This is a genomic window from Enterobacter sp. E20, from assembly GCF_000801755.2.
Lineage (GTDB): Bacteria > Pseudomonadota > Gammaproteobacteria > Enterobacterales > Enterobacteriaceae > Enterobacter > Enterobacter asburiae_B.
In genome coordinates this window covers 2,808,780-2,829,450 of the sequence record NZ_CP012999.1, presented here as the reverse complement: position 1 = coordinate 2,829,450, position 20,671 = coordinate 2,808,780, and the positions used below count along the sequence as shown (strand labels likewise).

Genomic DNA, 20,671 nt, shown 5'->3' with positions numbered 1-20,671 from the left:
ATGCTGACTACACTTCTTTCCATTTTGACCAACCGCATTCTGTGGAGCTTCCTCGGCGTAACGGCGCTTGCGGCGGTGATCTGGATGATTGGTCCCCTGTTGTCCATCGTGGACACCCGACCGCTTGAGTCTGAGCAGAACCGCATTATCAGCATTGCCGTGGTCTATCTGCTCTGGGCGCAGGGCCACATTCTGCCGCGCCTGTACAACGCCTGGCTGAACCGCAAGCTGATGGACAAGCTCAAGGAGAACACCGCCAGCCCGGAAGCGGCGGATCCGCAGAAGCGGCTGAACAGCGAGGAGCAGATCCTCGCCAGCCGCTTTGATGAAGCCGCGCAGATGCTGAAAAAAGCGCACTTCAGCAAAGCGGGCCAGGGCGCCCAGTGGACGCAGCGCTTCAGCACGCAATATCTCTATCAGCTGCCGTGGTACGTCATTATCGGCGCGCCGGGCTCCGGCAAAACCACGGCGCTGGTCAACTCCGGGCTGCAGTTCCCGCTGGCCGATCGCTTCGGTAAGACCGCGCTGCGGGGCATTGGCGGCACGCGTAACTGCGACTGGTGGTTTACCAATGAAGCGGTGCTGCTGGACACGGCGGGCCGCTATACCACCCAGGAGAGCGAGCAGGTGCAGGACGCCGGCGAATGGCTGGAGTTCATGGGGTTACTGCGTAAGTATCGCCGCCGCCAGCCGATCAACGGCGTCATCATCACCATCAGCATTTCTGACCTGCTCACCCAGTCCGCCGAGGCGTCCCGCCAGCAGGCGGTGAACCTGCGCCAGCGTCTGTCCGAGCTGCATGAACAGCTGGGTATTCGCTTCCCCGTCTACGTGATGGTGACCAAGGCCGACCTGCTTAAAGGCTTCCGCGCCTGGTTTGCCGACTACGACAAAGCGCAGCGCGACCAGATCTGGGGCTTTACGCTGCCGTGGGAGCAAACCAAACACGCCGATTACGACCTGATGGGCAACTTCCAGCAGGAGTTTTCTCTGCTCCAGCAGCGCCTTGATGCCGGGCTGCCGGAAACCATGCTGAAAGAGCATGACGCGAAAACCCGCGCCGAAGCGTATCTCTTCCCGCAGGAGTTCGCCGCGCTGCGTCCGCTGCTGGCGGACTATCTGAGCACGGTCTTCGCCCGCTCCAACTTCGAAACCGAGTTCTCTCCGCGCGGGATCTACTTCGCCAGCGGGACGCAGGAAGGCATGCCGTTCGACCGCGTGATGGGCGAACTGAACCGCGCGCTGTCGCTGCCGGAAGGGGGAGAGACGGATAACTGGGATTCGGTCAGCAAAGAAGCGCCGATCCCGGGGGCAAAAGGCCAGAGTTTCTTCATTAAGAACCTGCTGCAAAACGTCATCTTCCAGGAAGCCGGGATCGCGGGCGAAAACCGCTGGTGGGAGCTGCGCAACCGGGCGGTGATCTGGTCCGGCTACGCGGCGCTGCTGGCCCTGCTGGTCATCCTCGGCGGTCTGTGGCTGACCAGCTATGCCAAAAACAAGGCCTATCTGGAAGAGGTGGATGCGAAGGTGCCGCTGCTGGACCAGCAGAGCAAAGCGCTGCAGAACCAGACCCAGCGTGACCTGTTCGATCTGCTGCCGCTGCTGAACGGTCTGGTGGACCTGCCGAAAAGCGACGCGTTTGATGTAAACGATCCGCCCGTATCCCGCCGTATGGGGCTCTACCGCGGAGATGACGTCAGCGATGCCTCGCAGTCTCTGTACCAGAAAGCGCTGGATCAGATGCTGTTGCCTGCCGTTGCCATGCACATCACCACCTGGCTGCGCAACGACAACGGCAGCGACGTGGAATACAGCTATGAAGCGCTGAAAGCCTATCAGATGCTGTATCAGCCGAAGCACTACGACGGCAAATTCCTGCATTCGTGGGTGATGCTCAACCTGCAGCGAAATCTGCCGCAGAACGTCACGAAGGCGCAGCTGCAGCAGCTTGAATGGCACCTGACGCAGCTGCTGGAACCGAAAATCCAGGCCTCGCCGTACGCGCAGGATGAATCCCTGGTGGCCCGCGAAAGAGCGATGATCAATCAGCAGCCGCTCTCCACGCGCGTATACGGTCGTCTTAAACGCCTGCTTGAACATGATGATAACCTCAAGCCGGTCTCCCTTTCCGACCTGGGCGGACCGCAGAGCGAGCTGGTGTTTTCACGCAAAAGCGGCAAGCCGGTGAGCGAAGGCGTGCCGGGTCTTTATACGCCGGACGGCTACTGGAAAAGCTTTAACGGCCAGATTGACAGCGTCACCACCGCCCTGCACGAGGACGACGCCTGGGTGCTGGGGGCCGCGACGGCGCAGGAAGATAAACAGCAGATCGATAACGCCGTGCGCCAGCTCTACATGCGCGATTTTATCGCGAACTGGGATCGCTTCCTCGCCGACATTCAGCTCAATAACAGCGCCGATCTCTCCCAGCGCATCAACACCGCGCGCCTGCTCTCCGGCGCAAACTCGCCTCTGCGCCGTCTGGTGCAGAACCTGAGCCAGGTCCTGACGCTGTCACGCAATGCGCCAGCGCCGGAAGATGCGGATAAAGCGCAGGCGCAGAGCAGCCGCGCCACCCGCACGCTGGAAGCGCTGTTCAGCAACAATGACGCTGCGCCGACCCAGGCCGCCGTGGTCACCCAGGCGCCGGAACAGCTGGTCACCGACCACTACGCGCCGATGATTGAGCTGGCGCAGCCGCTGGAGAAGGGCGGGAAGACCATCGTGTTTGATGATTTTCTCAAGCAGGTGGATGAGCTCTATCGCTACCTGACCGCCGTCCAGGACGCGGCCAACAGCGGCATGCCGGCACCGGGCGGAGAGGCGATCAGCCGCCTGCAGGCCAGCGCCGGTCGCCTGCCGGGCGGGCTGCAAACCATGTTCAGCAATATGGCGGTGGGCGCCAGCAGCGATACCCAGCGCCGCGACCTCGAAAACGTGCGTAAGCGGATTAACGTTGAGGTGGGCGGTTTCTGCCGTCAGGCGATCGCCGGCCGTTACCCGCTGGTGCGCAGCGCCAGCACCGAGGTCACCCCTGACGATCTCGCGCGCATGTTTGCGCCGGGAACCGGGCTGATGGACGCTTTCTTCCGCGACAATCTGACCAATAAAGTGGATACCACCCAGGCAAACTGGCGCTTTATGCCGGGCATCGACGGGAAAACGCTGCCGGGAAGCGAAGGGCTGCTGAGACCGTTCCAGCAGGCCCAGTCGATTCGCGACGCTTTCTTTGCTAATGGCGCCACGACGCCGTCCTTCAAGGTGACGGTTCGCACCGTGCGAATGGATAACACCATTCTGAACCTGACGCTGGACGTCGACGGCCAGCTGCTGCGCTACAGCCACGGCCCGCAGGCCGTGCAGATCATGAACTGGCCGGGGCCGGGCGGCACCAACCAGGTACGCATGCAGCTGGGGCTGGCGAACGGCAGCACGGCGACGCTGGTCACCAACGGCGCCTGGGCGCTCAACCGCTTCTTCGATAAAGCGAGCACCAGCCCGGGCGCGGGTAGCCTGAGCCGTCAGGCCACCTTCAACGTCGACGGACATCAGGTCACGCTGGAGTTTGCGCCAAACAGCATTCGTAACCCGTTCCAGCTTCCCCGTTTCTCATGCCCCTAACCGCAAGGACAGCCGTATGACGAATACCCCTGCGATGAACCGCTACAGCTGGTATGGCAAATTACCCAGCGCCGGAGATTTTTTGCAGCGTCGCTTTCCTGACTCTTTACAGCGCCAGTGGTCACACTGGTTCCAGGTCGGCCTGCTGGCCTGGCAGCAGGAAGAGCAGCGCAGCGGCGAGCGCCAGTTTAACAAAGCGCCAGTCTGGAATTTTGTGGTACCGCCCATGCTGGGCAGCCAGATGATCCAGATGGGCTGTCTGCTGCCCGGCCGCGACAGCGTTGGCCGACAGTATCCGGTTTGCCTGCAGCTGAGCTTCGCCCCGTCAGAGTGGTCGACCAGCCTGCTCAGCCAGGCCGAAAGCTGGTACCAGCAGATTGGGCGCCTGGGGCTGCACGCGGTGCGCAACAGTTTTTCCGCCTCGCAGCTGGATGAGATGCTGATGACCATTCCGGCGCCGCAGCCCGTCGAGCCGCAAAAGCGTTCCGACATCCTTGATGTGATTGGCTATGACGAGGATGGCCAGAGCACGCTGGGCTGGCCTCAGGCGGCCGAGTGTTTTGATCCGCTGCGTCAGACCAGCTACTGGTGGACCAACCGCTGCGACGGCTACCCGCTGTACACCCACGTGCACAGCGGTAACTTTACCGGGCAGCTTTTCACCCTGCTGTTCGACCCGGCAGGGGGCGCCCGTCCGGGGCGTCACGGTCTCTATCCGCCCATGTTTGAATAAGCAGGGATCTCATGAATATCGAAGAATTTCTCGCGCCAATCAGTCCCGAAAAACCCTGCGGCGAAAACCTGGAGTACGACGCCGACTTCCAGATCATGAATCAGGCCAGTCAGGGGAAAGCGGAACAGCAGTTTGGCGACACCATTATCCCGGCAGAGCCCGCTGACTGGAACACGGTGGAAAAATACGCCACCAGCCTGCTGACCCGCACCAAAGATCTTCGCGTACTGCTGGCGTTAACCCATGCCTGGACGCGCCGCCGCGGGCTGGCGGGCTACGCGGACGGATTATTGCTGGTGCAGGAGGCGATCGCCCGTTACTGGGAGACGCTCTATCCGCTGTTGGAAGAGTATGGCGAAACCGATCCGTTCTACCGCATTAACGCCCTGGCGGGGCTGAGCGATAAATCCGACCTCACCGTCGCCGTGCGAAACGCCTCGCTTCTGCGTTCAAACGGCGATGAAATTTCGCTCCGGGACGCGCAAGCGCTGCTCGACGGCAGCAAAACGGAATGTCCGGACTATCCCGGCGGCCGTCCACGGCTGATTGACGAGCTGGCCCGCGGCGACCAGCCGGGAACCACCGCGGTTATCGTCATTAACGAACGTCTGCTGGCGATTCGCGAGCTGCTCACCGGGCATCTCGGTGAAAGCGGCGTGCCCGAGATGGAACAGCTGCTGAAAACCGTCGGACTGGTGGCCAGCGCGTGTCAGGTAACCGACATCAGCAAGCTGCTGCCGAACCGTGAGGCGCAGGCAGAACCCCAGGCCGAGCAGCAGTCGTCGGCAGCGCAGCCCGTTCAGCCGGTCGCCGACTGGCGCAGCGTGCAGGTCACCAGCCGCGCCGACGCGCAGCTGATGCTGGAAAAAGCGAAGCAGTATTTTGCGCAGTACGAACCGAGCCACCCCGCACCGCTGATGATTGAACGGGTGCAGCGGCTGTCAGAACTTAACTTTATGGACATTATTCGCGACCTGGCGCCAGACGGCGTTAACCAACTTGAAAACATTTTTGGGCGCCGCGAATAACGCGTCCAGGCATTATGACGACAGGCATGGAGCCTGCCGTTTCACCTTCACCGCGCATCTTTGATGGAGAACATCATGGCAATGAGTAACAGTGGGCAGAAATTCATCGCACGTAACCGTGCCCCCCGCGTGCAGATCGAGTACGACGTAGAGATCTACGGTGCAGAACGTAAGATTCAGCTGCCGTTTGTGATGGGCGTCATGGCCGATCTGGTCGGCAAACCGGTTGAAAATCTGCCGGCCGTCGACGAGCGTAAATTCCTCGAAATCGACATCGACAACTTTGACGAACGCATGAAGGCGCTTAAGCCGCGCGTGGCGTTCCAGGTGGATAACACCCTGACCGGCGAAGGTAAGCTCAACGTGGATCTGACCTTCGACAGCATGGACGACTTCCTGCCGGATGCGGTGGCCCGCAAGGTCGAGCCGCTGAACAAGCTGCTGGAAGCGCGTACCCAGCTCTCCAACCTGCTGACCTATATGGACGGCAAAAACGGTGCGGAAGAGCTGATCGCTAAAATTCTGCAGGATCCGACGCTGCTCAAATCCCTGAGCCAGTTGCCGAAAAATGACGAAAGCGCGAAAGGTAGCGAGGAATAATCGATGAGCAACCAGACTCAACAACACGAGCAGCAGGCGGGTCAGGCGTTCAGCCAGGATGAATTCAGCGCGCTGCTGAACAAAGAGTTCCGCCCGAAAACCGATCAGGCCCGTTCAGCCGTCGAAAGCGCGGTCAAAACGCTGGCGCAGCAGGCGCTGGAAAATACCGTCACTTTCTCCAACGACACCTACCGCACCATTCAGAACCTGATCGCCGGTATCGACGAGCAGCTATCTCAGCAGGTAAACCAGATCATTCACCACGAAGAGTTTCAGAAGCTGGAGAGCGCCTGGCGCGGTCTGAGCTACCTGGTGAACAACACTGAAACTGACGAGATGCTGAAGATCCGCTTTATGAGCATCTCCAAGCAGGAGCTGGGCCGCACCCTGAAGCGCTTCAAGGGCGTGGGCTGGGACCAGAGCCCAATCTTCAAGAAAATCTACGAGCAGGAGTACGGTCAGTTCGGCGGCGAGCCGTTTGGCTGCATCGTGGGCGACTACTACTTCGACCACAGCCCTCAGGACGTTGAGCTGCTGGGCGAAATGGCGCGCATCGGCTCTGCGGCGCACTGTCCGTTTATTACCGGTACCGCACCGGGCGTGATGCAGATGGAGTCCTGGCAGGAGCTGGCCAACCCGCGCGACCTGACCAAGATCTTCCAGAACACCGAATACGCCGCCTGGCGTTCGCTGCGTGAATCCGAAGATGCCCGCTATCTGGGCCTGGTGATGCCGCGCTTCCTGTCGCGCCTGCCGTACGGCATTCGCACCAACCCGGTCGACAGCTTTGACTTTGAAGAACAGACCGACGGCGCGAACCACAACAGCTACTCCTGGGCGAACGCCGCCTATGCGATGGCCGCCAACATCAACCGCTCCTTCAAAGAGTACGGCTGGTGCACCTCGATTCGCGGCGTGGAGTCCGGCGGGGCGGTGGAAAACCTGCCGTGCCACACCTTCCCGAGCGATGACGGCGGCGTGGACATGAAGTGCCCGACCGAGATCGCCATCAGCGATCGTCGTGAAGCCGAGCTGGCGAAAAACGGCTTTATGCCGCTGGTTCACCGCAAAAACTCAGACTTTGCCGCCTTCATCGGCGCGCAGTCGCTGCAGAAACCGGCCGAGTACCATGACCCGGATGCCACCGCCAACGCGCGTCTGGCCTCTCGTCTGCCGTACCTGTTCGCCTGCTGCCGCTTTGCGCACTACCTGAAGTGCATCGTGCGCGACAAAATCGGCTCCTTCCGCGAGCGCGAAGAGATGGAGCGCTGGCTGAACGACTGGGTCATGAACTACGTCGACGGTGACCCGGCGAACTCCTCTCAGGAGACCAAGTCCCGTAAACCGCTGGCCGCTGCGGAAGTGCAGGTGCAGGAGATTGAAGACAACCCGGGCTACTACGCCGCGAAGTTCTTCCTGCGTCCTCACTACCAGCTGGAAGGTCTGACCGTTTCCCTGCGTCTGGTATCTAAACTGCCGTCGCTGAAGACGAAAGACGCGTAATGATAATGGCTGCCGGGAAACCGTGCCCGGCGCTGGCTTTATAGCATGGGAATTTGAGAGGAAATATGACAGCGAGACCTTCGTTTGTTGCTGCCTGGGCGGCGGCAACACGTATTTACGATGCAAATGACTCTATCGGCAAAGTTAAGCAAGTTATCGGCGGCAAGGTTAAGCACAACTTCGAAATACCCGAAAATCAGGGCGGTTGGTCAAACAGTTGTGCCGTTCGCATGAGTTATGTTCTGAATTATACCGGGCATCCCGTTCCGCGTATTGCAAATCTCACAGTATCCGGTGCTGATAATAAATGGTACTTCTACCGCGTAAAAGATGTTATTGCCTGGTTGACGCGCCAGTGGGGTAAACCTGACATGATCGTGAGTTATCCTTCCATACCCGTACAGCAATTGGCCAACAAAAAGGGCGTAATTCTGTTTGAGGTTCAGGGCTGGAATGATGCCGCCGGTCATGCCACATTCTGGAATGGTTTAACCTGTTCGGATCACTGTTATTTCAATGCGCCGGATACAAATTACACGACGACCAAAGCCAATTTTTGGGAGTTGCCATGAAAAAAATAATTGCCAGTCTACTGTTGCTCACCAGTTCCGCCTCTGTTTACGCAACTGACGATCCGGTGTCATTTGTCAAAAAATTGCCTTATAGGCAAGTTGTTAAAGACATTGTTTTTTCTCGCTGTCTGGCACAAGTGGCTGATGATAAAAGCCAGTTTTCTCTGGATGCAGCGCGTAGCAGTAATGCATTACTGGAATGGGTGCCTTTCGATATTGAGAATGGTAATGACAAAATTAACGCTCTGATTAATAAATACAAGGGCGCAACCAATGCCTTCCATTCTGAGAGAAAACCAGAAGTACAAGGTGTGACCTTAAACTGCCTGCGACTTTATTATAGTGACGAACTTAATAAACTTGCTCCTCAATTAATCATCGGAAATCCTGACCGCACCTGGATTCAGGATAACCCGCAGTAGTAAAAGACTTCACATTCTTTCCGTTCATTCAGGGGGAATGTAAGACTGTCAAATGACACGGATCATTTGATATGAGGCAGAGGTAAAATATGGACGGTTTTATTCAGCCCCATGCTTTCCTGTTTGCCATATAAGTGCTTTTTCGAAAGCAATATTGTTCATCCACGAAGAGTAGATATTATGGCTATTGATATGTTTCTGAAGGTCGAGGGTGTTACGGGCGAATCTAAAGATTCTAACCACACCGGCTGGACTGATATTACCTCCTTCTCCTGGGGCGCTTCCCAGCCAGGTAATATGAGCGTTGGCGGTGGCGGCGGTGCCGGTAAAGTTAACTTCAACGACCTGCACGTTAACGCGCTTATCGACAAATCCACCACCGCTATCCTGAAACACTGCGCCAGCGGCAAACACCTGACCAAAGTTGAGCTGTCCGTCTGTAAAGCCGGCGGCCAGCAGGTGGAATACTCCCGCATCACGCTGGAAGATGTGCTGGTCACCTCTGTTCAGTACACCGGTGCTGACAACGGCGATACCGTTGGTGTGACCTATGCATTCCAGGCTGCGAAAGTGAAACAGCAGTACTGGGAGCAGACCACGTCGGGTGGTAAAGGTGCTGAAAGCAGCGCTGGCTGGAACATCAAAGAAAACAAAGAAGCATAATAATAGTGGGCCCGAAAGGGCTCACTTTATCCTGAGCTTCTTATCAAGGAGAAACAAGATGTCTCAAATGCGTCCTGCTTTTGGCGCCGCCTGGAACCGATTCAGAGAAGTGAATGTAAACGTAGAACAGGTTGGTAAGTTATTGGGTGGAAAAGTTCAGCATAATATTGATGCCGGTATTTTTAAAAATGCCTGCCCAATTCGTATGAGCTACGTTTTAAATTACTGTGGTATCCCGATTCCTTCTAATAGCAAATATGCGACAGTGACCGGAAACGACAAAAAGCGCTATATGTTCCGCGTTAAAGATATGATTGCATTTCTACCCACGGTACTGGGCAATGCAGATATGTCAGTTTCTTCGCCAACGCCTGCCCAATTTGCTGGTAAGCAAGGCATTATTATCTTTACCGGGCACGGCTGGAGTGATGCAACCGGGCACGTAACACTCTGGAATGGAAATATTTGCTCTGATGACTGTCATTTCCTTGGTTCTCCAGGAAATGGTTCGTTTATTCCTACCAACGCAACGTTCTGGAGCATGAAATGAAACGTTTACTGCTGCTCGTGTTGGCATTAAATGCCTCTGCTGTTTATGCCCAAACGCTGCCTGATATCAGCGCTTTTTCTCAGCAACAAATCTTTGAAAACTGGGTGCAAAACCGGTGTATCGGTAAGATTGCGGACAGCAAAGCCCTGAAAGCTGATGCCGAGGCTAGTGCCGCCGCATGGCTCGAAGCTAGCAATTTGCCTGCTGAAAATTTTGAAAAAGCAGACAAGGTGATTGCTTCTCTACTGAAAGAGAAAGTGGGTGGCACTCAGCCGGGTCATTATCAGGTTTTGAAGTGCAGCTTAATCGCCAATAGCGACGCGATTCGTCCGCTCAAAACGCCAGAATAGAACAGATGGAATCGGCCCCCAAACGCCGCCGTTCTCGCTCCGAGAGCGGCAGCGTTTGAGCGCTAATCATACCAGCAGGAATACGCCATGCGATTCACGATTATTTCTACGAAACCCGGTCATCAGCCGCCGCAAAGCAGCTGTGATTTTTACGCCCCGGGCGGCACCATTGGGCGCGGTACGGATAACAATCTGGTGTTGCCGGATAATGACCGCACCATCTCTCGTCTGCAGGCCATTGTTCACGTTGACGCCCAGGGCGAATGCCGCGTGACCAACCGTGGCAGCGTCACCCGCGTGGTATTAAATGACATTCCGCTGGAGCGAGGGCGTCAGGTTGAGCTGCAGGATGGCGACATTCTCGGTATTGATGACTACCGTATCGAAGTGACCGAACTGATTCACGATACCCAGCCCGTGAGCCGTATGGCGGCAAGCATGCATCAGCAGGCGCGTCCGGCAGCCGCGTCCGCGCCCGCTCCGCAACCGAAGCCGGCGAGTGCCGCACCGCGTGGGAAGGCCGAGCCAACCGCCGTGCCAACGGAGATCTGGGATAGCCTGATGCAGGAGTTCTCCATCTCCGACAGCATCTCCAGCAACCGTACAAAACCGCAGCCTGCTGCATCGCACGATCCGTTCTCCCAGCCTGCGGCCCCGGAGCGTAACGCGGAAGATCCGCTGGCGATGTTTAACGACAGCGATCCAAAGCTCGAGCGTAAGAATGTCGACCCGGACACGCTGTTCAGCGACGAAGCGTTGTTCAAAAAAGAGAGTATTTTTGACGACGTCACCCCGTCAACGCTGGTGCCGCCGGGCGAGAATAGCCCCGTGAAGCCAGAAGACGAGGCGACGGATGAGCTCGATCCGCTGGCCCTGTTTGGCGGTAAGGCCAGCGCGCCAGCCGCGCGTAATGACGACCCGCTCGGACTGATGGGCGGCGCGCCATTGACCCATCCGGATGACATTATTGCCGAAAAGCCTGCGCCAGTGCCGGAACCCGAGCAGGAAGAGGACGTGCTGGCCGATTCTCCGCTATTCGCCCCTGAGCCGCAGGAAGAACCGCGTGCTGAAGAAGAGCCCGCGCGGCCGGATTACGCGGGCTTCACCATGCCAACGCCGCAGGCCGTTGCGCGCAGCAGCGCTCAGGCACCGAAGGGCCGTCTGCGCATTGACCCGGTCAATAACGCTGCCGCCCCAACCGCCACGGCAAACAGCGGTGAGAAGGGCGAAGTGCTGCAGGGCGAGCTGCTGGAGGCGCTGCTGGAAGGCATGGGCCTGAGCGAAATGCAGCCCGTCCCGCAGTTTGATCGTGAAAATATGCGTCAGCTCGGGCAGATCCTCGGCATGTTCTCTCAGGGAACCGTGGCGCTGCTCTCCTCGCGCTCCATCCTCAAGCGGGGCGTGAAGGCCGATATGACCATGGTGCTGGACGATGCCAACAACCCGTTCAAGCTGCTGCCGACCGGCAAAACCGTGCTGATCCAGATGTTCGGCACCCCGATGCCGGGCTTTATGCCGCCGACCAAATCCGTGCGCGACGCGCTGATCGACCTGCAGGCGCACCAGCTGGGCATGATCTCCGGTATCCGCGCCATCATTGCCGCGATGCTGCAGTCCTTTAACCCGGAACAGCTGGAAGAGCAGGCGAAGCAGAACGGGATGACCTCTCGTCTGGCGCTGCCGGGCAGCCGCAAAGCCGCCCTGTGGGACTATTTTGTTCGCAGCTATGGCGAGACGGCTGGCGAGATTGAGGATGACTTCCACACCCTGTTCGGCGAGGCTTTCCTTCATGCGTACGACATGGAGGTGAATCAGTACAAAGACTCACAGAGCGGATCGGAAGACAAATGAATATCGCAACGGCTTCTCTCTCCCGCCAGGGGACGCGCGCCAGCAACCAGGATCAGACGGGAGAAACCATAGGGGAACGTTCAGCCTGCTTTGTCGTCTGCGACGGCATCGCGGGCCTGCCGGGCGGTGAGGTGGCTGCAGAGCTGGCCCGCAACAGTATTATCTCCCGCTTCGATGGCGACAAACATCTTAATGCGCAGCATATCCGCGACTACGTGCAGACGGCTAACCGCACCATCCTCAGCGAACAGCAGGCCGTTCAGGACTATCGCCGGATGGGCACGACGCTGGTCAGCCTGTTCATTGACCGTGATTACGGCCTGGCCTACTGGGCGCACGCCGGAGACAGCCGCCTGTACCTGTTTCGCCGGGGATGGCTGTGGCATGTGACCACCGACCACAGCCTGGTGCAGCAGATGAAAGACGCCGGGCACCAGACCGACAACCTGAACAGCAACCTGCTCTATCTGGCGCTGGGAATTGAAAACGGCGGGCCGGAAGCGAGCTACAGCGACGTGGTGCAGGTTGAAGACGGCGATGCATTCTTACTCTGCACCGACGGGTTCTGGCACGGCGTTAGCGAAGAGCAAATGAAGCAGTCGCTGCATATGGTCAATACGCCGCAGGAGTGGCTGACCTTAATGAACCAAATCATTCAAAAGAATGGCGAACAGGAGGGGAATGCTCAGGATAACTATACTGCCCTGGCGGTATGGATGGGCAACCCTCAGGACACCACTTTGCTGCACACCCTCTCTGACGCAGCACAATTTCTTCCCTGCGGAACTGATTAGACACACAAGGAACGATATGAAACTTTGGCTATCGGGTTTGGCACTTCTGGCGGTCACCTCCACCGCGCAGGCTGAGAATTTCCGCATCGTGCAGTCGCCTGCGCAGAAGCTGGATATCTGGATCGACAACATTAAAGACAACACGCCGCAGAGCTGGTGTAAGCCTGAGGTGGCGCTGCGCATTGTGGCGAACGGCAAGAAGGACGTCTCCGTGCTGGAGAACTTTGTGCCGCGTCTTGGCTCCCTGCTGGAACACCAGTGCAGCAAAGTGAATAAGCTTAGCTGGACGCTAAACGATCCGGCGGGTACCACGCTGGCGCAGGGTACGGCAGGCAAAGCGCAGGACTGGGCGCTGGTGGTGAAACAGGACCAGGCCGCGCCTGCTGCGACCGTCACCGCAACCCCAACCAGCGGCGCGCTGCTGCCGCCGGACCAGAACGTGGCTTCCCGCACCGTCGCGGCTGACCGCACGCCGTGGCAGGAATTCACCCTGCAGGACGGCTGCCACCTGCGCACCTTCTGGGAAGGTGGCGCTTCCGCTCCGGCGCTCTTTATTCCGGATTCTGACACCACCCGCTGCGGTAACGGCAGCTGGCTGAGCGGACACACCGTGGTTTCGCAGTCCCGCAACGGCGGACAGAAAGAGATGGCGGTGACGTATATCCACGGCTTCCCGGTGACGGGTCTGAATCAAAGCGCCGATCCTGAAAACGCGCTGATCACCTCCGTCAACAAAGAGCGCATGGTATTCAGCACCCCAAACAGCGACCAGAGCTGGATGATCCTGCCTTACGATAGCGCCCTGAACAGCTGGAAAAGCAACGGCACCGTAGCGGTGGAGATTTCCCGTGAAATCGCCAGCGACGATGCAAAACTGCAGGCGCGTATTGCGGCGGTGAAAAAAACCTGGAGCGCCTGGGTCGCACCCGGCACGCCGCTGAATATCGTCCTGATTGACACGCTGCGTCCTCAGCTGCGCGATCCGGCCGTCGGCGCATGGCGCGCGGCGAATTAAGGAGTGGCTATGAATACGCTCAATCAACACCTGGCGGGCGAGTCGCTCAGCGACGCGCTGGCGCGCCTTGAAGCTGAAATCAAAGCCCGTCCGGCGGATGCCGACCTCCGCGCCGCGTTCGTGCAGTTTTTAACCCTCAGCGGCAACTGGACGCGCGCGCTGACCCAGCTGAAAAGCTGGCTGGCGCTGAAGCCTCAGGCGAAGCCCACCGTCACGCTGCTGGAGCAATCCATTCAGGGCGAGCTGCAGCGCGCGCAGGTGATGGCGGGACAGGCGCGTCCGGCCATGCCAGAAACCCAGTGGCCGTGGCTGACGACCCTGGCCGCGGCGCTGAGCGAGGAGGGCGAGCGCGCCCGGGCGCTGCGTCTGGAGGCCCTCGATCGGGCTGAGGCCACCCCCGGCCAGATTATCCTCGAAAACGAGGAGACGCAGGCGTTTGACTGGCTGATGGACGGCGATGCCCGTCTCGGCCCGGTCTGCGAAACTATCGTGAACGGCCGTTATTTCTGGCTGCCCTTCAGCGCCATCGCGGAGATCCGTTTCCAGGCGCCCGCCAGCGTGACCGATCTGGTCTGGCGTCACGCGCTGGTGCGCCTGACCGACGGTACGGAGCAGGTGTGTCAGATCCCGGCGCGTTACCCGTTTGCTGCCGATGCCACTGATGCGGTCAGGCTGGGCCGCACCACAGAATGGCAGCCGCTCGACGAAGACGGCACCCTTTACGAAGGCAGGGGCCAGAAGGCCTGGCTGAGCGATCAAAGCGAATACCCGCTGCTGTCCTTAAGCCTCGTGACGTTTGCGACGGATGGAGCCGATGAGTAATCCCGCTGGCGAAGGCGATCTGCTGCGCAGCGGCTGGCAAGCCCGCAGCAAGCAGGAGAAGGTGGGGGCGCGCGACAAAATGCAGCCCTCGCTGCTGGATCGTCTCACCGATAATGAGCCGGAAAAAAAGCGCGAGTCGGCCAACAGCAATCTGATCACCCACGCCGCCCTGCGCCGCAACGTCCTGCGCGATCTACAGTGGCTGTTTAACACCATCAACCACGATGCCTCCGGCGATTTGAGCGCCTTGCCGCACGTGAAGCGCTCGGTGGTCAACTTCGGCGTCGCGCCGCTGGCCGGGAAAAGAATGTCGGATATCGAATGGCACGACATTCAGCGCAAGCTCACCGAGGCCATCATCAATTTTGAACCGCGCATTTTGCCGCAGGGGCTGCAGGTCCGCTGCGTGTCGGATACCTCCTCGCTGGATCTGCACAACGTGCTCTCCATCGAGATCAAAGGGCGTCTGTGGTGTGTGCCGTACCCGCTGGAGTTTCTGTTTCGTACCGATGTCGATCTGGAAAACGGCCATTTTGAACTGAAAGATGCGGGGTAATCATGGAAAGTAAACTGCTCGAATATTACAACCGCGAGCTGGCCTACCTGCGCGAAATGGGGGCCGAGTTTGCCGAACGCTATCCCAAAGTCGCCGGACGGCTGGGCATGCGCGGCATCGAAGTGGCGGACCCGTATACCGAACGTCTGATGGAGGGCTTCGCCTTCCTGACCTCCCGCGTGCAGATGAAAATGGACGCGGAGTTTCCGCGCTTCTCCCAGCGTCTGCTGGAGATGATTGCGCCTAACTATCTTGCGCCCACGCCGTCGATGGCGATCGCGGAGATTGAGCCCGACAGCAGCCGGGGCGACCTGAGCAAGGGCTTCATTGTGCCGCGCGGTACCATGATGGACAGCCTGGCGCTAAAAAAAACCGGCGTGACCTGCAGCTATACCACGGCGCACGAGGTCAACCTGCTGCCGCTGAAAATCGACAAGGTCGAGCTGGGCGGCGTGCCCGCCGATCTGCCGCTGGCGCAGCTGGGGCTGAGCCAGCGTGGGATCGGCAGCGCCTTGCGGATCCGCATCGCCTGCGACGGCCCGCAAAACCTCGGGCACCTGGATTTCGACCGTCTGGAATTTTTCCTCGGCGGCCCGGACATTGAAGCGCTGAAGCTGCTGGAGCTGGTGATGGAGCATCACGCCGGGATCGTCTGCCAGACGGTCAGCCCGCAGCCGCAGCGACAGCTGCTGGCGTCGGACGCGCTGCGCCAGGAAGGCTTTGAGCCTGACCAGGCCCTGCTTCCGGACGATCTGCGCAACTTTGATGGCTATCGCCTGCTGCAGGAGTATTTCGCCTTTCCGGCCCGTTTCCGCTTCATTAGCCTGAGCGGTCTGGGCAAGCTTATCGAGCGCTGTGAAGGCGAAAAAGCCTTCGACATCTTCATTCTGCTGGATAAGTCGGATGAACAGCTGGAGCGCGTGGTTGATGCCAGCCATCTGGCGCTGCACTGTACGCCGGTCATCAACCTGTTCCCAAAGGTCGCGGCGCGTCAGAAGCTGAATGAAGGCCAGCATGAATACCATCTGGTGGTGGATAACATTCGTCCGCTGGATTATGAAATTTACGCGGTCAAAAAAATCTATGGCAGCGCGGACGGCCAGCGCGATGACCAGACGTTTCGTCCATTCTGGAGCACCTGGAGCGGCGATGCGGGCAACTACGGGGCCTATTTTTCCCTGCGCCGCGAACAGCGCGTGCTGTCCGAGCACGCCCTGCGCTACGGCACGCGCACCGGCTATATCGGTTCAGAGGTGTTTGTTTCGCTGGTGGATGAACAGCACGCCCCGTGGCAGGAAAACCTGCGCTATATCTCTGCAGAGGTGCTCTGCACCAGCCGCGATCTGCCGCTGATGCTGCAGCAGGAACTCGGGCAGTTCATTATGGCCGACTCCATGCCGGTGAAATCCCTCACCCTGCGCAAAGGCCCAACGCCGCCGCGCCCGGCGCTGGCGGAAGGGTTCAGCACCTGGCGGCTCATCAGCCAGCTGCAGATGAACTACCTCAGCCTGATGGACAGCGAAAACGAAGACGGCGCGGCCGCGCTGCGCCAGCTGTTAGGGCTGTACGCCAACCTGGCAGAAACGCCCGTTGCGCGTCAGGTGGAAGGGGTACGCCACTGCGTGCTGGAGCCGGTTCACCGCCGCGTGCCTGAACCCGGCCCGGTCGTTTTCGCCCGCGGGATCGGCATCACCCTGACGGTCGATGAGCGTGCCTTTTCCGGCGCCAGTCCGTGGCTTTTTGGCAGCGTGATGGAACGTCTCTTTGCCCGCCTGGTGTCCATCAACAGCTTTACGGAGTTCACCCTGAAAAGCCAGCAGCGCGGCGAGATTGGCTACTGGGCGCCGCGCATGGGTAAAAGGGCGCTGATATGAGTGACGCTGCCACTGCACCGCTGCGCGTGCATCGCCTGACCCGGCTGCCGGACGCGTTCTGGCAAGGGGTTCGCGAGACGCCCTGGCGCTACGATCTGTTTCAGCTGCTAAGGCGCATTGATGCCCAGGGCGGCGAGCGCTACCCGCTGGGACGCGCGCCGCTGCCGAAATTTGAGCCGCTGCGCATCGGCCAGCAGCCGTCGATGAGTTTTGCACCGTCGACGCTGGCTCAGGTCCGCCAGCGGGAGGAAAGCGGGCTGCACGAGGTGTCTATCCTCAGTTTCGGCCTGTTTGGCCCGAACGGCCCGCTGCCGGTCCATATGACCGAATACGCCCGCGAGCGAATTTATCATCATCAGGACACCAGCCTCAGCGCGTTTGCCGACCTGTTCCATCATCGCCTGGCGCTGCTGTTTTACCGCGCCTGGGCGGATGCGCAACCCACCGTCTCCCTCGATCGCGCTGATAACAGGCGCTTTGAGGGGTATCTGGCATCGCTGATTGGCATGGGCCAGCCGGGACAGATGAACAAAGGCAGCCTGAGCTCGCATGCCCGCTTTACCCACGCCGGGCACCTGACCCGTCACGGGCGGGATCCGGAGGGGCTGGAGAAGATCCTGCGCAGCTATTTTAAAGCGCCGGTTAAGCTGGTGAGCAACGTGCCGCAGTGGATGCCGCTTTCCACGCGCGAGCAGGCGCAGCTTGGCGCAGGGCGCCGCATGCCGCGCATGGGGGAATCCGCCTTTCTCGGCGTTGCCGTCCGCGACGTGCAGCATAAGTTTCGCATCGAAATTGGCCCGCTGAGCGCGGAGGAGTACAACCGTTTTCTGCCGGGTGAAGCGTGGGTCACCGAGCTGCGCGACTGGGTGCGTCAGTACGCCGGGGTGGAGTTTGAATGGGAAACGCGGGTGATCCTGCGTGAAGACGCGGTGCAGGGCACCACGCTCGGCAGCAATGGGCGATTAGGCTATAACACCTGGCTGGGCCTTCAGCCGCAGCCTGTCCCGCGTGGCGATCTGGTGTATCGCGCAGAGCGGTAATCCTTCCGTATACCGAATCATTGTTAATGGAAACTAACATGTCAGAAATTAGCCGTGCCGTGCTTTTCGGCAAACTGGATACGCTGTTATTTACCTCTCTGGAAAGCGCCACTGCGTTCTGCAAGCTGCGCGGCAACCCGTACGTTGAGCTGGTGCACTGGCTGCATCAGCTGATGCAGCAGCAGGATGGCGATCTGCAGCAGGTCATCCGCCACTTTGCCCTCGATGAACAGCAGCTGACCCGCGATATCGTGGCCGCGCTGGATGTCCTTCCGCGCGGGGCCAGTTCCGTTTCCGATCTCTCCGAGCATATCGACAGCGCCGTGGAGCGCGCCTGGGTGTTTGGATCGCTGAAGTTTGGCGTCAGCCGTATTCGCGGCGGTCATTTGCTGATCGGCATGCTGAAAACCTGGAATCTGGCCAACGTGCTGAAAAGCATCTCGTCGCAGTTCACCCGCCTTAACGTCGAGGTGCTGATTGAGCAGTTCGACGCGATTTGCGCCAACAGCAAAGAGACGCAGCAGGCCGCCGCCGCCGCGGACGCACCGGCGGGTACGGTACCGGCGGCGCAGGGGACGCTGGCCCAGTACGGCCAGGACCTGACCGCCCGCGCCCGCGAAGGAAAGATTGACCCGGTTGTCGGGCGCGACGAAGAGATCCGCCAGATGGTGGATATCCTGATGCGTCGCCGCCAGAACAACCCGCTGCTGACCGGGGAAGCCGGGGTCGGGAAAACGGCGGTGGTGGAAGGGCTGGCGCTGCGTATCGCCGACGGCGACGTCCCGGAGCCGCTGCAAAATATTCAGCTGTGGCTGCTGGATATCGGCATGCTGCAGGCTGGCGCCGGCATGAAAGGCGAGTTTGAAGCTCGTCTGCAGGCGCTCATTAACGAAGTCCAGTCCAGCGCAACGCCAATCATTCTGTTTATCGATGAGATCCACACCCTGATTGGCGCAGGCGGCCAGCAGGGAACCGGCGATGCGGCGAACCTGCTGAAGCCTGCCCTGGCGCGCGGACAGCTGCGCACCATCGGCGCCACCACCTGGGCGGAATACAAAAAGTACATCGAGAAAGACCCGGCGCTGACCCGCCGTTTCCAGACGGTGCAGGTTCACGAGCCGGACGAAGCGAAAGCCATTCTGATGCTGCGCAGCACCGTGTCGCCGCTGGAGACGCACCACCAGGTGCTGCTGCTCGACGAAGCGGTCAGCGCGGCGGTGAAGCTGTCGCATCGTTACATCCCGGCGCGTCAGCTGCCGGATAAAGCCGTTGCGCTGCTCGACACCGCCTGCGCCCGCGTCGCGGTTAGCCAGAGCGCGCCGCCTGCGCAGCTCGAAGACTGCCTGCGCCACCTTGCCGCGCTGGACGTGGAGATTGAGATTGCTGAACGCGAAGCGCGCGTGGGAGCCGGTGACGCCGATCGCGTAACCGCTTTACTCGCCGAACGCGACGCGTATGAGACAAAACGCGAAGCCCTGGCCCAGCGCTGGGAAGAAGAGCGCAGCCTGGTGCAGGAGATTATCCGCCTGCGCGCGGCGCTGTTCGCGGCGGGCGATGACGATAGCGCCGAGCTGCGCGGCCAGCTGGCGGAACAGCAGCAGGCGCTGAACGCCCTGCAGGGCGATGAGCCGCTGCTGTTTGCGGCGGTGGATGAAAACGTGGTTGCCGCGGTGGTCTCTGACTGGACCGGGATCCCGCTGGGCCGGATGGTGAAAAACGAGATCGACGCGGTGCTCAACCTCGCCGACACGCTTAACCAGCGCGTTATCGGCCAGCGTCACGGCCTGGATCTTATTGCCCGCCGCGTGAAAACCTCGCGGGCGAAGCTGGACGATCCCAACAAACCGGTGGGCGTCTTTATGCTGTGCGGCCCGTCCGGGGTCGGTAAAACCGAAACCGCGCTGGCGCTCGCGGAATCCCTCTACGGCGGCGAGCAGAACGTTATCACCATCAACATGAGTGAGTTCCAGGAAGCGCACACCGTTTCCACCTTAAAAGGTGCGCCTCCGGGGTACGTAGGGTATGGTGAAGGCGGCGTGTTGACCGAGGCCGTGCGCCGCCGCCCGTACAGCGTGGTGCTGCTGGACGAAATTGAAAAAGCGCACCCGGACGTCCACGAGATCTTCTTCCAGGTCTTTGATAAAGGCTGGATGGAAGACGGCGAGGGGCGCCACATCGATTTCCGGAACACCATCATTATTCTGACCTCCAACGTCGGCACCGACCTGATTAGCGCCATGTGCGCCGATCCGGAGCTGATGCCGGAGCCTGACGCGTTAAGCGGCGCCCTGCGCCAGCCGCTGCTGGAGGTCTTCCCACCGGCGCTGCTGGGCCGCCTGCTGGTGGTGCCGTACTACCCGCTCAGCGACGAGATGCTGGGGCAGATTGTTCGCCTGCAGCTCAAGCGCATTCAGCGTCGTCTGGAAGAGAATCACAGCATTATTTCTGAATTTGACGACAGCGTAGTGGAACAGATTGTTCAGCGCTGTACCGAGGTGGAGTCCGGCGGTCGCATGGTGGATGCTATTCTGACCAACACCTTGCTGCCTCAGATGAGCCAGATCTTACTTACCGCCAGCCGCAGCGACGAGCAGTACCGACGTCTGCACGTCACCTGCGAGCAGGGCGAGTTTCACTGTCAGTTTGCCGCGTAATAATCATCAAGAGAACTGTAAAA

At 59.7% G+C, this 20,671-nt stretch carries 18 protein-coding genes; all 18 read left to right on the top strand.

What is annotated here, in order from left to right; genetic code table 11:
• The 18 genes from tssM (at nucleotide 1) to tssH (ending at nucleotide 20,648) form a co-directional block, all read left to right on the top strand.
• Complete coding sequence (tssM, locus tag NI40_RS13205; RefSeq protein WP_039263609.1) at nucleotides 1-3,621, top strand: type VI secretion system membrane subunit TssM; 3,621 nt, start codon at nucleotides 1-3, stop codon at nucleotides 3,619-3,621.
• A gap of 16 nt (nucleotides 3,622-3,637) precedes the next feature.
• A complete protein-coding gene (gene tagF / locus NI40_RS13200; RefSeq protein WP_039263608.1) occupies nucleotides 3,638-4,354 on the top strand; it encodes a type VI secretion system-associated protein TagF in 717 nt (238 codons plus the stop codon).
• 11 nt (nucleotides 4,355-4,365) lie between these two features.
• Entirely contained in the window at nucleotides 4,366-5,382 is a 1,017-nt protein-coding gene (tssA, locus tag NI40_RS13195) for a type VI secretion system protein TssA (RefSeq protein ID WP_039263607.1), read from the top strand.
• 75 nt (nucleotides 5,383-5,457) lie between these two features.
• Complete coding sequence (gene tssB / locus NI40_RS13190) at nucleotides 5,458-5,982, top strand: type VI secretion system contractile sheath small subunit (RefSeq protein ID WP_008502644.1); 525 nt, start codon at nucleotides 5,458-5,460, stop codon at nucleotides 5,980-5,982.
• A gap of 3 nt (nucleotides 5,983-5,985) precedes the next feature.
• Nucleotides 5,986-7,485, top strand: a complete 1,500-nt coding sequence (tssC, locus tag NI40_RS13185) for a type VI secretion system contractile sheath large subunit (protein ID WP_014884232.1) — start codon at nucleotides 5,986-5,988, stop codon at nucleotides 7,483-7,485.
• 65 nt (nucleotides 7,486-7,550) lie between these two features.
• Complete coding sequence (locus NI40_RS13180; RefSeq protein ID WP_032642293.1) at nucleotides 7,551-8,057, top strand: type VI secretion system amidase effector protein Tae4; 507 nt, start codon at nucleotides 7,551-7,553, stop codon at nucleotides 8,055-8,057.
• Nucleotides 8,054-8,479 carry a T6SS amidase immunity protein Tai4 family protein gene (locus NI40_RS13175; RefSeq protein WP_039263606.1) on the top strand — a complete coding sequence of 142 codons (426 nt, stop codon included), beginning with the start codon at nucleotides 8,054-8,056 and terminating at the stop codon, nucleotides 8,477-8,479. The genes NI40_RS13180 and NI40_RS13175 overlap by 4 nt, the downstream gene beginning before the upstream one ends.
• A gap of 180 nt (nucleotides 8,480-8,659) precedes the next feature.
• Nucleotides 8,660-9,142 (top strand): Hcp family type VI secretion system effector, encoded by a 483-nt coding sequence (locus NI40_RS13170; protein ID WP_008502640.1) that lies wholly within the window; start codon nucleotides 8,660-8,662, stop codon nucleotides 9,140-9,142.
• A 58-nt stretch (nucleotides 9,143-9,200) separates the two neighbouring features.
• Nucleotides 9,201-9,692 carry a type VI secretion system amidase effector protein Tae4 gene (locus NI40_RS13165; RefSeq protein ID WP_039263605.1) on the top strand — a complete coding sequence of 164 codons (492 nt, stop codon included), beginning with the start codon at nucleotides 9,201-9,203 and terminating at the stop codon, nucleotides 9,690-9,692.
• A complete protein-coding gene (locus NI40_RS13160) occupies nucleotides 9,689-10,042 on the top strand; it encodes a T6SS amidase immunity protein Tai4 family protein (protein WP_039263604.1) in 354 nt (117 codons plus the stop codon). Before NI40_RS13165 ends, NI40_RS13160 begins: the two co-directional genes overlap by 4 nt.
• 87 nt (nucleotides 10,043-10,129) lie before the next feature.
• Nucleotides 10,130-11,893, top strand: a complete 1,764-nt coding sequence (gene tagH, locus NI40_RS13155) for a type VI secretion system-associated FHA domain protein TagH (RefSeq protein WP_039263603.1) — start codon at nucleotides 10,130-10,132, stop codon at nucleotides 11,891-11,893.
• Complete coding sequence (locus NI40_RS13150) at nucleotides 11,890-12,687, top strand: PP2C family protein-serine/threonine phosphatase (RefSeq protein WP_014884226.1); 798 nt, start codon at nucleotides 11,890-11,892, stop codon at nucleotides 12,685-12,687. Before tagH ends, NI40_RS13150 begins: the two co-directional genes overlap by 4 nt.
• Before the next feature lie 16 nt (nucleotides 12,688-12,703).
• The gene (locus NI40_RS13145) at nucleotides 12,704-13,702 is read left to right on the top strand and encodes a hypothetical protein (protein WP_033145791.1); all 999 of its coding nucleotides are present in this window, start codon (nucleotides 12,704-12,706) and stop codon (nucleotides 13,700-13,702) included.
• Between the two features lie 9 nt (nucleotides 13,703-13,711).
• Nucleotides 13,712-14,524, top strand: a complete 813-nt coding sequence (locus NI40_RS13140) for a type VI secretion system accessory protein TagJ (protein ID WP_039263602.1) — start codon at nucleotides 13,712-13,714, stop codon at nucleotides 14,522-14,524.
• Entirely contained in the window at nucleotides 14,517-15,080 is a 564-nt protein-coding gene (gene tssE, locus NI40_RS13135) for a type VI secretion system baseplate subunit TssE (RefSeq protein WP_033145789.1), read from the top strand. Before NI40_RS13140 ends, tssE begins: the two co-directional genes overlap by 8 nt.
• A 2-nt stretch (nucleotides 15,081-15,082) precedes the next feature.
• On the top strand, nucleotides 15,083-16,954 hold the full coding sequence (gene tssF, locus NI40_RS13130) for a type VI secretion system baseplate subunit TssF (protein ID WP_039263601.1): 1,872 nt from the start codon (nucleotides 15,083-15,085) through the stop codon (nucleotides 16,952-16,954).
• Entirely contained in the window at nucleotides 16,951-17,994 is a 1,044-nt protein-coding gene (gene tssG / locus NI40_RS13125; RefSeq protein WP_039263600.1) for a type VI secretion system baseplate subunit TssG, read from the top strand. The genes tssF and tssG overlap by 4 nt, the downstream gene beginning before the upstream one ends.
• A 38-nt stretch (nucleotides 17,995-18,032) precedes the next feature.
• A complete protein-coding gene (gene tssH, locus NI40_RS13120) occupies nucleotides 18,033-20,648 on the top strand; it encodes a type VI secretion system ATPase TssH (protein WP_033145786.1) in 2,616 nt (871 codons plus the stop codon).
• Nucleotides 20,649-20,671 lie beyond the last annotated feature (23 nt).

Excerpts from the sequence above, each read along its gene's own strand:
- NI40_RS13175 (WP_039263606.1), top strand. The coding sequence starts at position 8,054 with ATGAAAAAAATAATTGCCAGTCTACTGTTGCTCACCAGTTCCGCCTCT.
- tssB (WP_008502644.1), top strand. The coding sequence starts at position 5,458 with ATGGCAATGAGTAACAGTGGGCAGAAATTCATCGCACGTAACCGTGCC.
- NI40_RS13180 (WP_032642293.1), top strand. The coding sequence starts at position 7,551 with ATGACAGCGAGACCTTCGTTTGTTGCTGCCTGGGCGGCGGCAACACGT.
- tagF (WP_039263608.1), top strand. The coding sequence starts at position 3,638 with ATGACGAATACCCCTGCGATGAACCGCTACAGCTGGTATGGCAAATTA.
- tssC (WP_014884232.1), top strand. The coding sequence starts at position 5,986 with ATGAGCAACCAGACTCAACAACACGAGCAGCAGGCGGGTCAGGCGTTC.
- NI40_RS13145 (WP_033145791.1), top strand. The coding sequence starts at position 12,704 with ATGAAACTTTGGCTATCGGGTTTGGCACTTCTGGCGGTCACCTCCACC.
- NI40_RS13160 (WP_039263604.1), top strand. The coding sequence starts at position 9,689 with ATGAAACGTTTACTGCTGCTCGTGTTGGCATTAAATGCCTCTGCTGTT.
- tssH (WP_033145786.1), top strand. The coding sequence starts at position 18,033 with ATGTCAGAAATTAGCCGTGCCGTGCTTTTCGGCAAACTGGATACGCTG.
- NI40_RS13170 (WP_008502640.1), top strand. The coding sequence starts at position 8,660 with ATGGCTATTGATATGTTTCTGAAGGTCGAGGGTGTTACGGGCGAATCT.
- NI40_RS13165 (WP_039263605.1), top strand. The coding sequence starts at position 9,201 with ATGTCTCAAATGCGTCCTGCTTTTGGCGCCGCCTGGAACCGATTCAGA.
- tssF (WP_039263601.1), top strand. The coding sequence starts at position 15,083 with ATGGAAAGTAAACTGCTCGAATATTACAACCGCGAGCTGGCCTACCTG.
- NI40_RS13140 (WP_039263602.1), top strand. The coding sequence starts at position 13,712 with ATGAATACGCTCAATCAACACCTGGCGGGCGAGTCGCTCAGCGACGCG.
- NI40_RS13150 (WP_014884226.1), top strand. The coding sequence starts at position 11,890 with ATGAATATCGCAACGGCTTCTCTCTCCCGCCAGGGGACGCGCGCCAGC.
- tssA (WP_039263607.1), top strand. The coding sequence starts at position 4,366 with ATGAATATCGAAGAATTTCTCGCGCCAATCAGTCCCGAAAAACCCTGC.
- tagH (WP_039263603.1), top strand. The coding sequence starts at position 10,130 with ATGCGATTCACGATTATTTCTACGAAACCCGGTCATCAGCCGCCGCAA.
- tssE (WP_033145789.1), top strand. The coding sequence starts at position 14,517 with ATGAGTAATCCCGCTGGCGAAGGCGATCTGCTGCGCAGCGGCTGGCAA.
- tssM (WP_039263609.1), top strand. The coding sequence starts at position 1 with ATGCTGACTACACTTCTTTCCATTTTGACCAACCGCATTCTGTGGAGC.
- tssG (WP_039263600.1), top strand. The coding sequence starts at position 16,951 with ATGAGTGACGCTGCCACTGCACCGCTGCGCGTGCATCGCCTGACCCGG.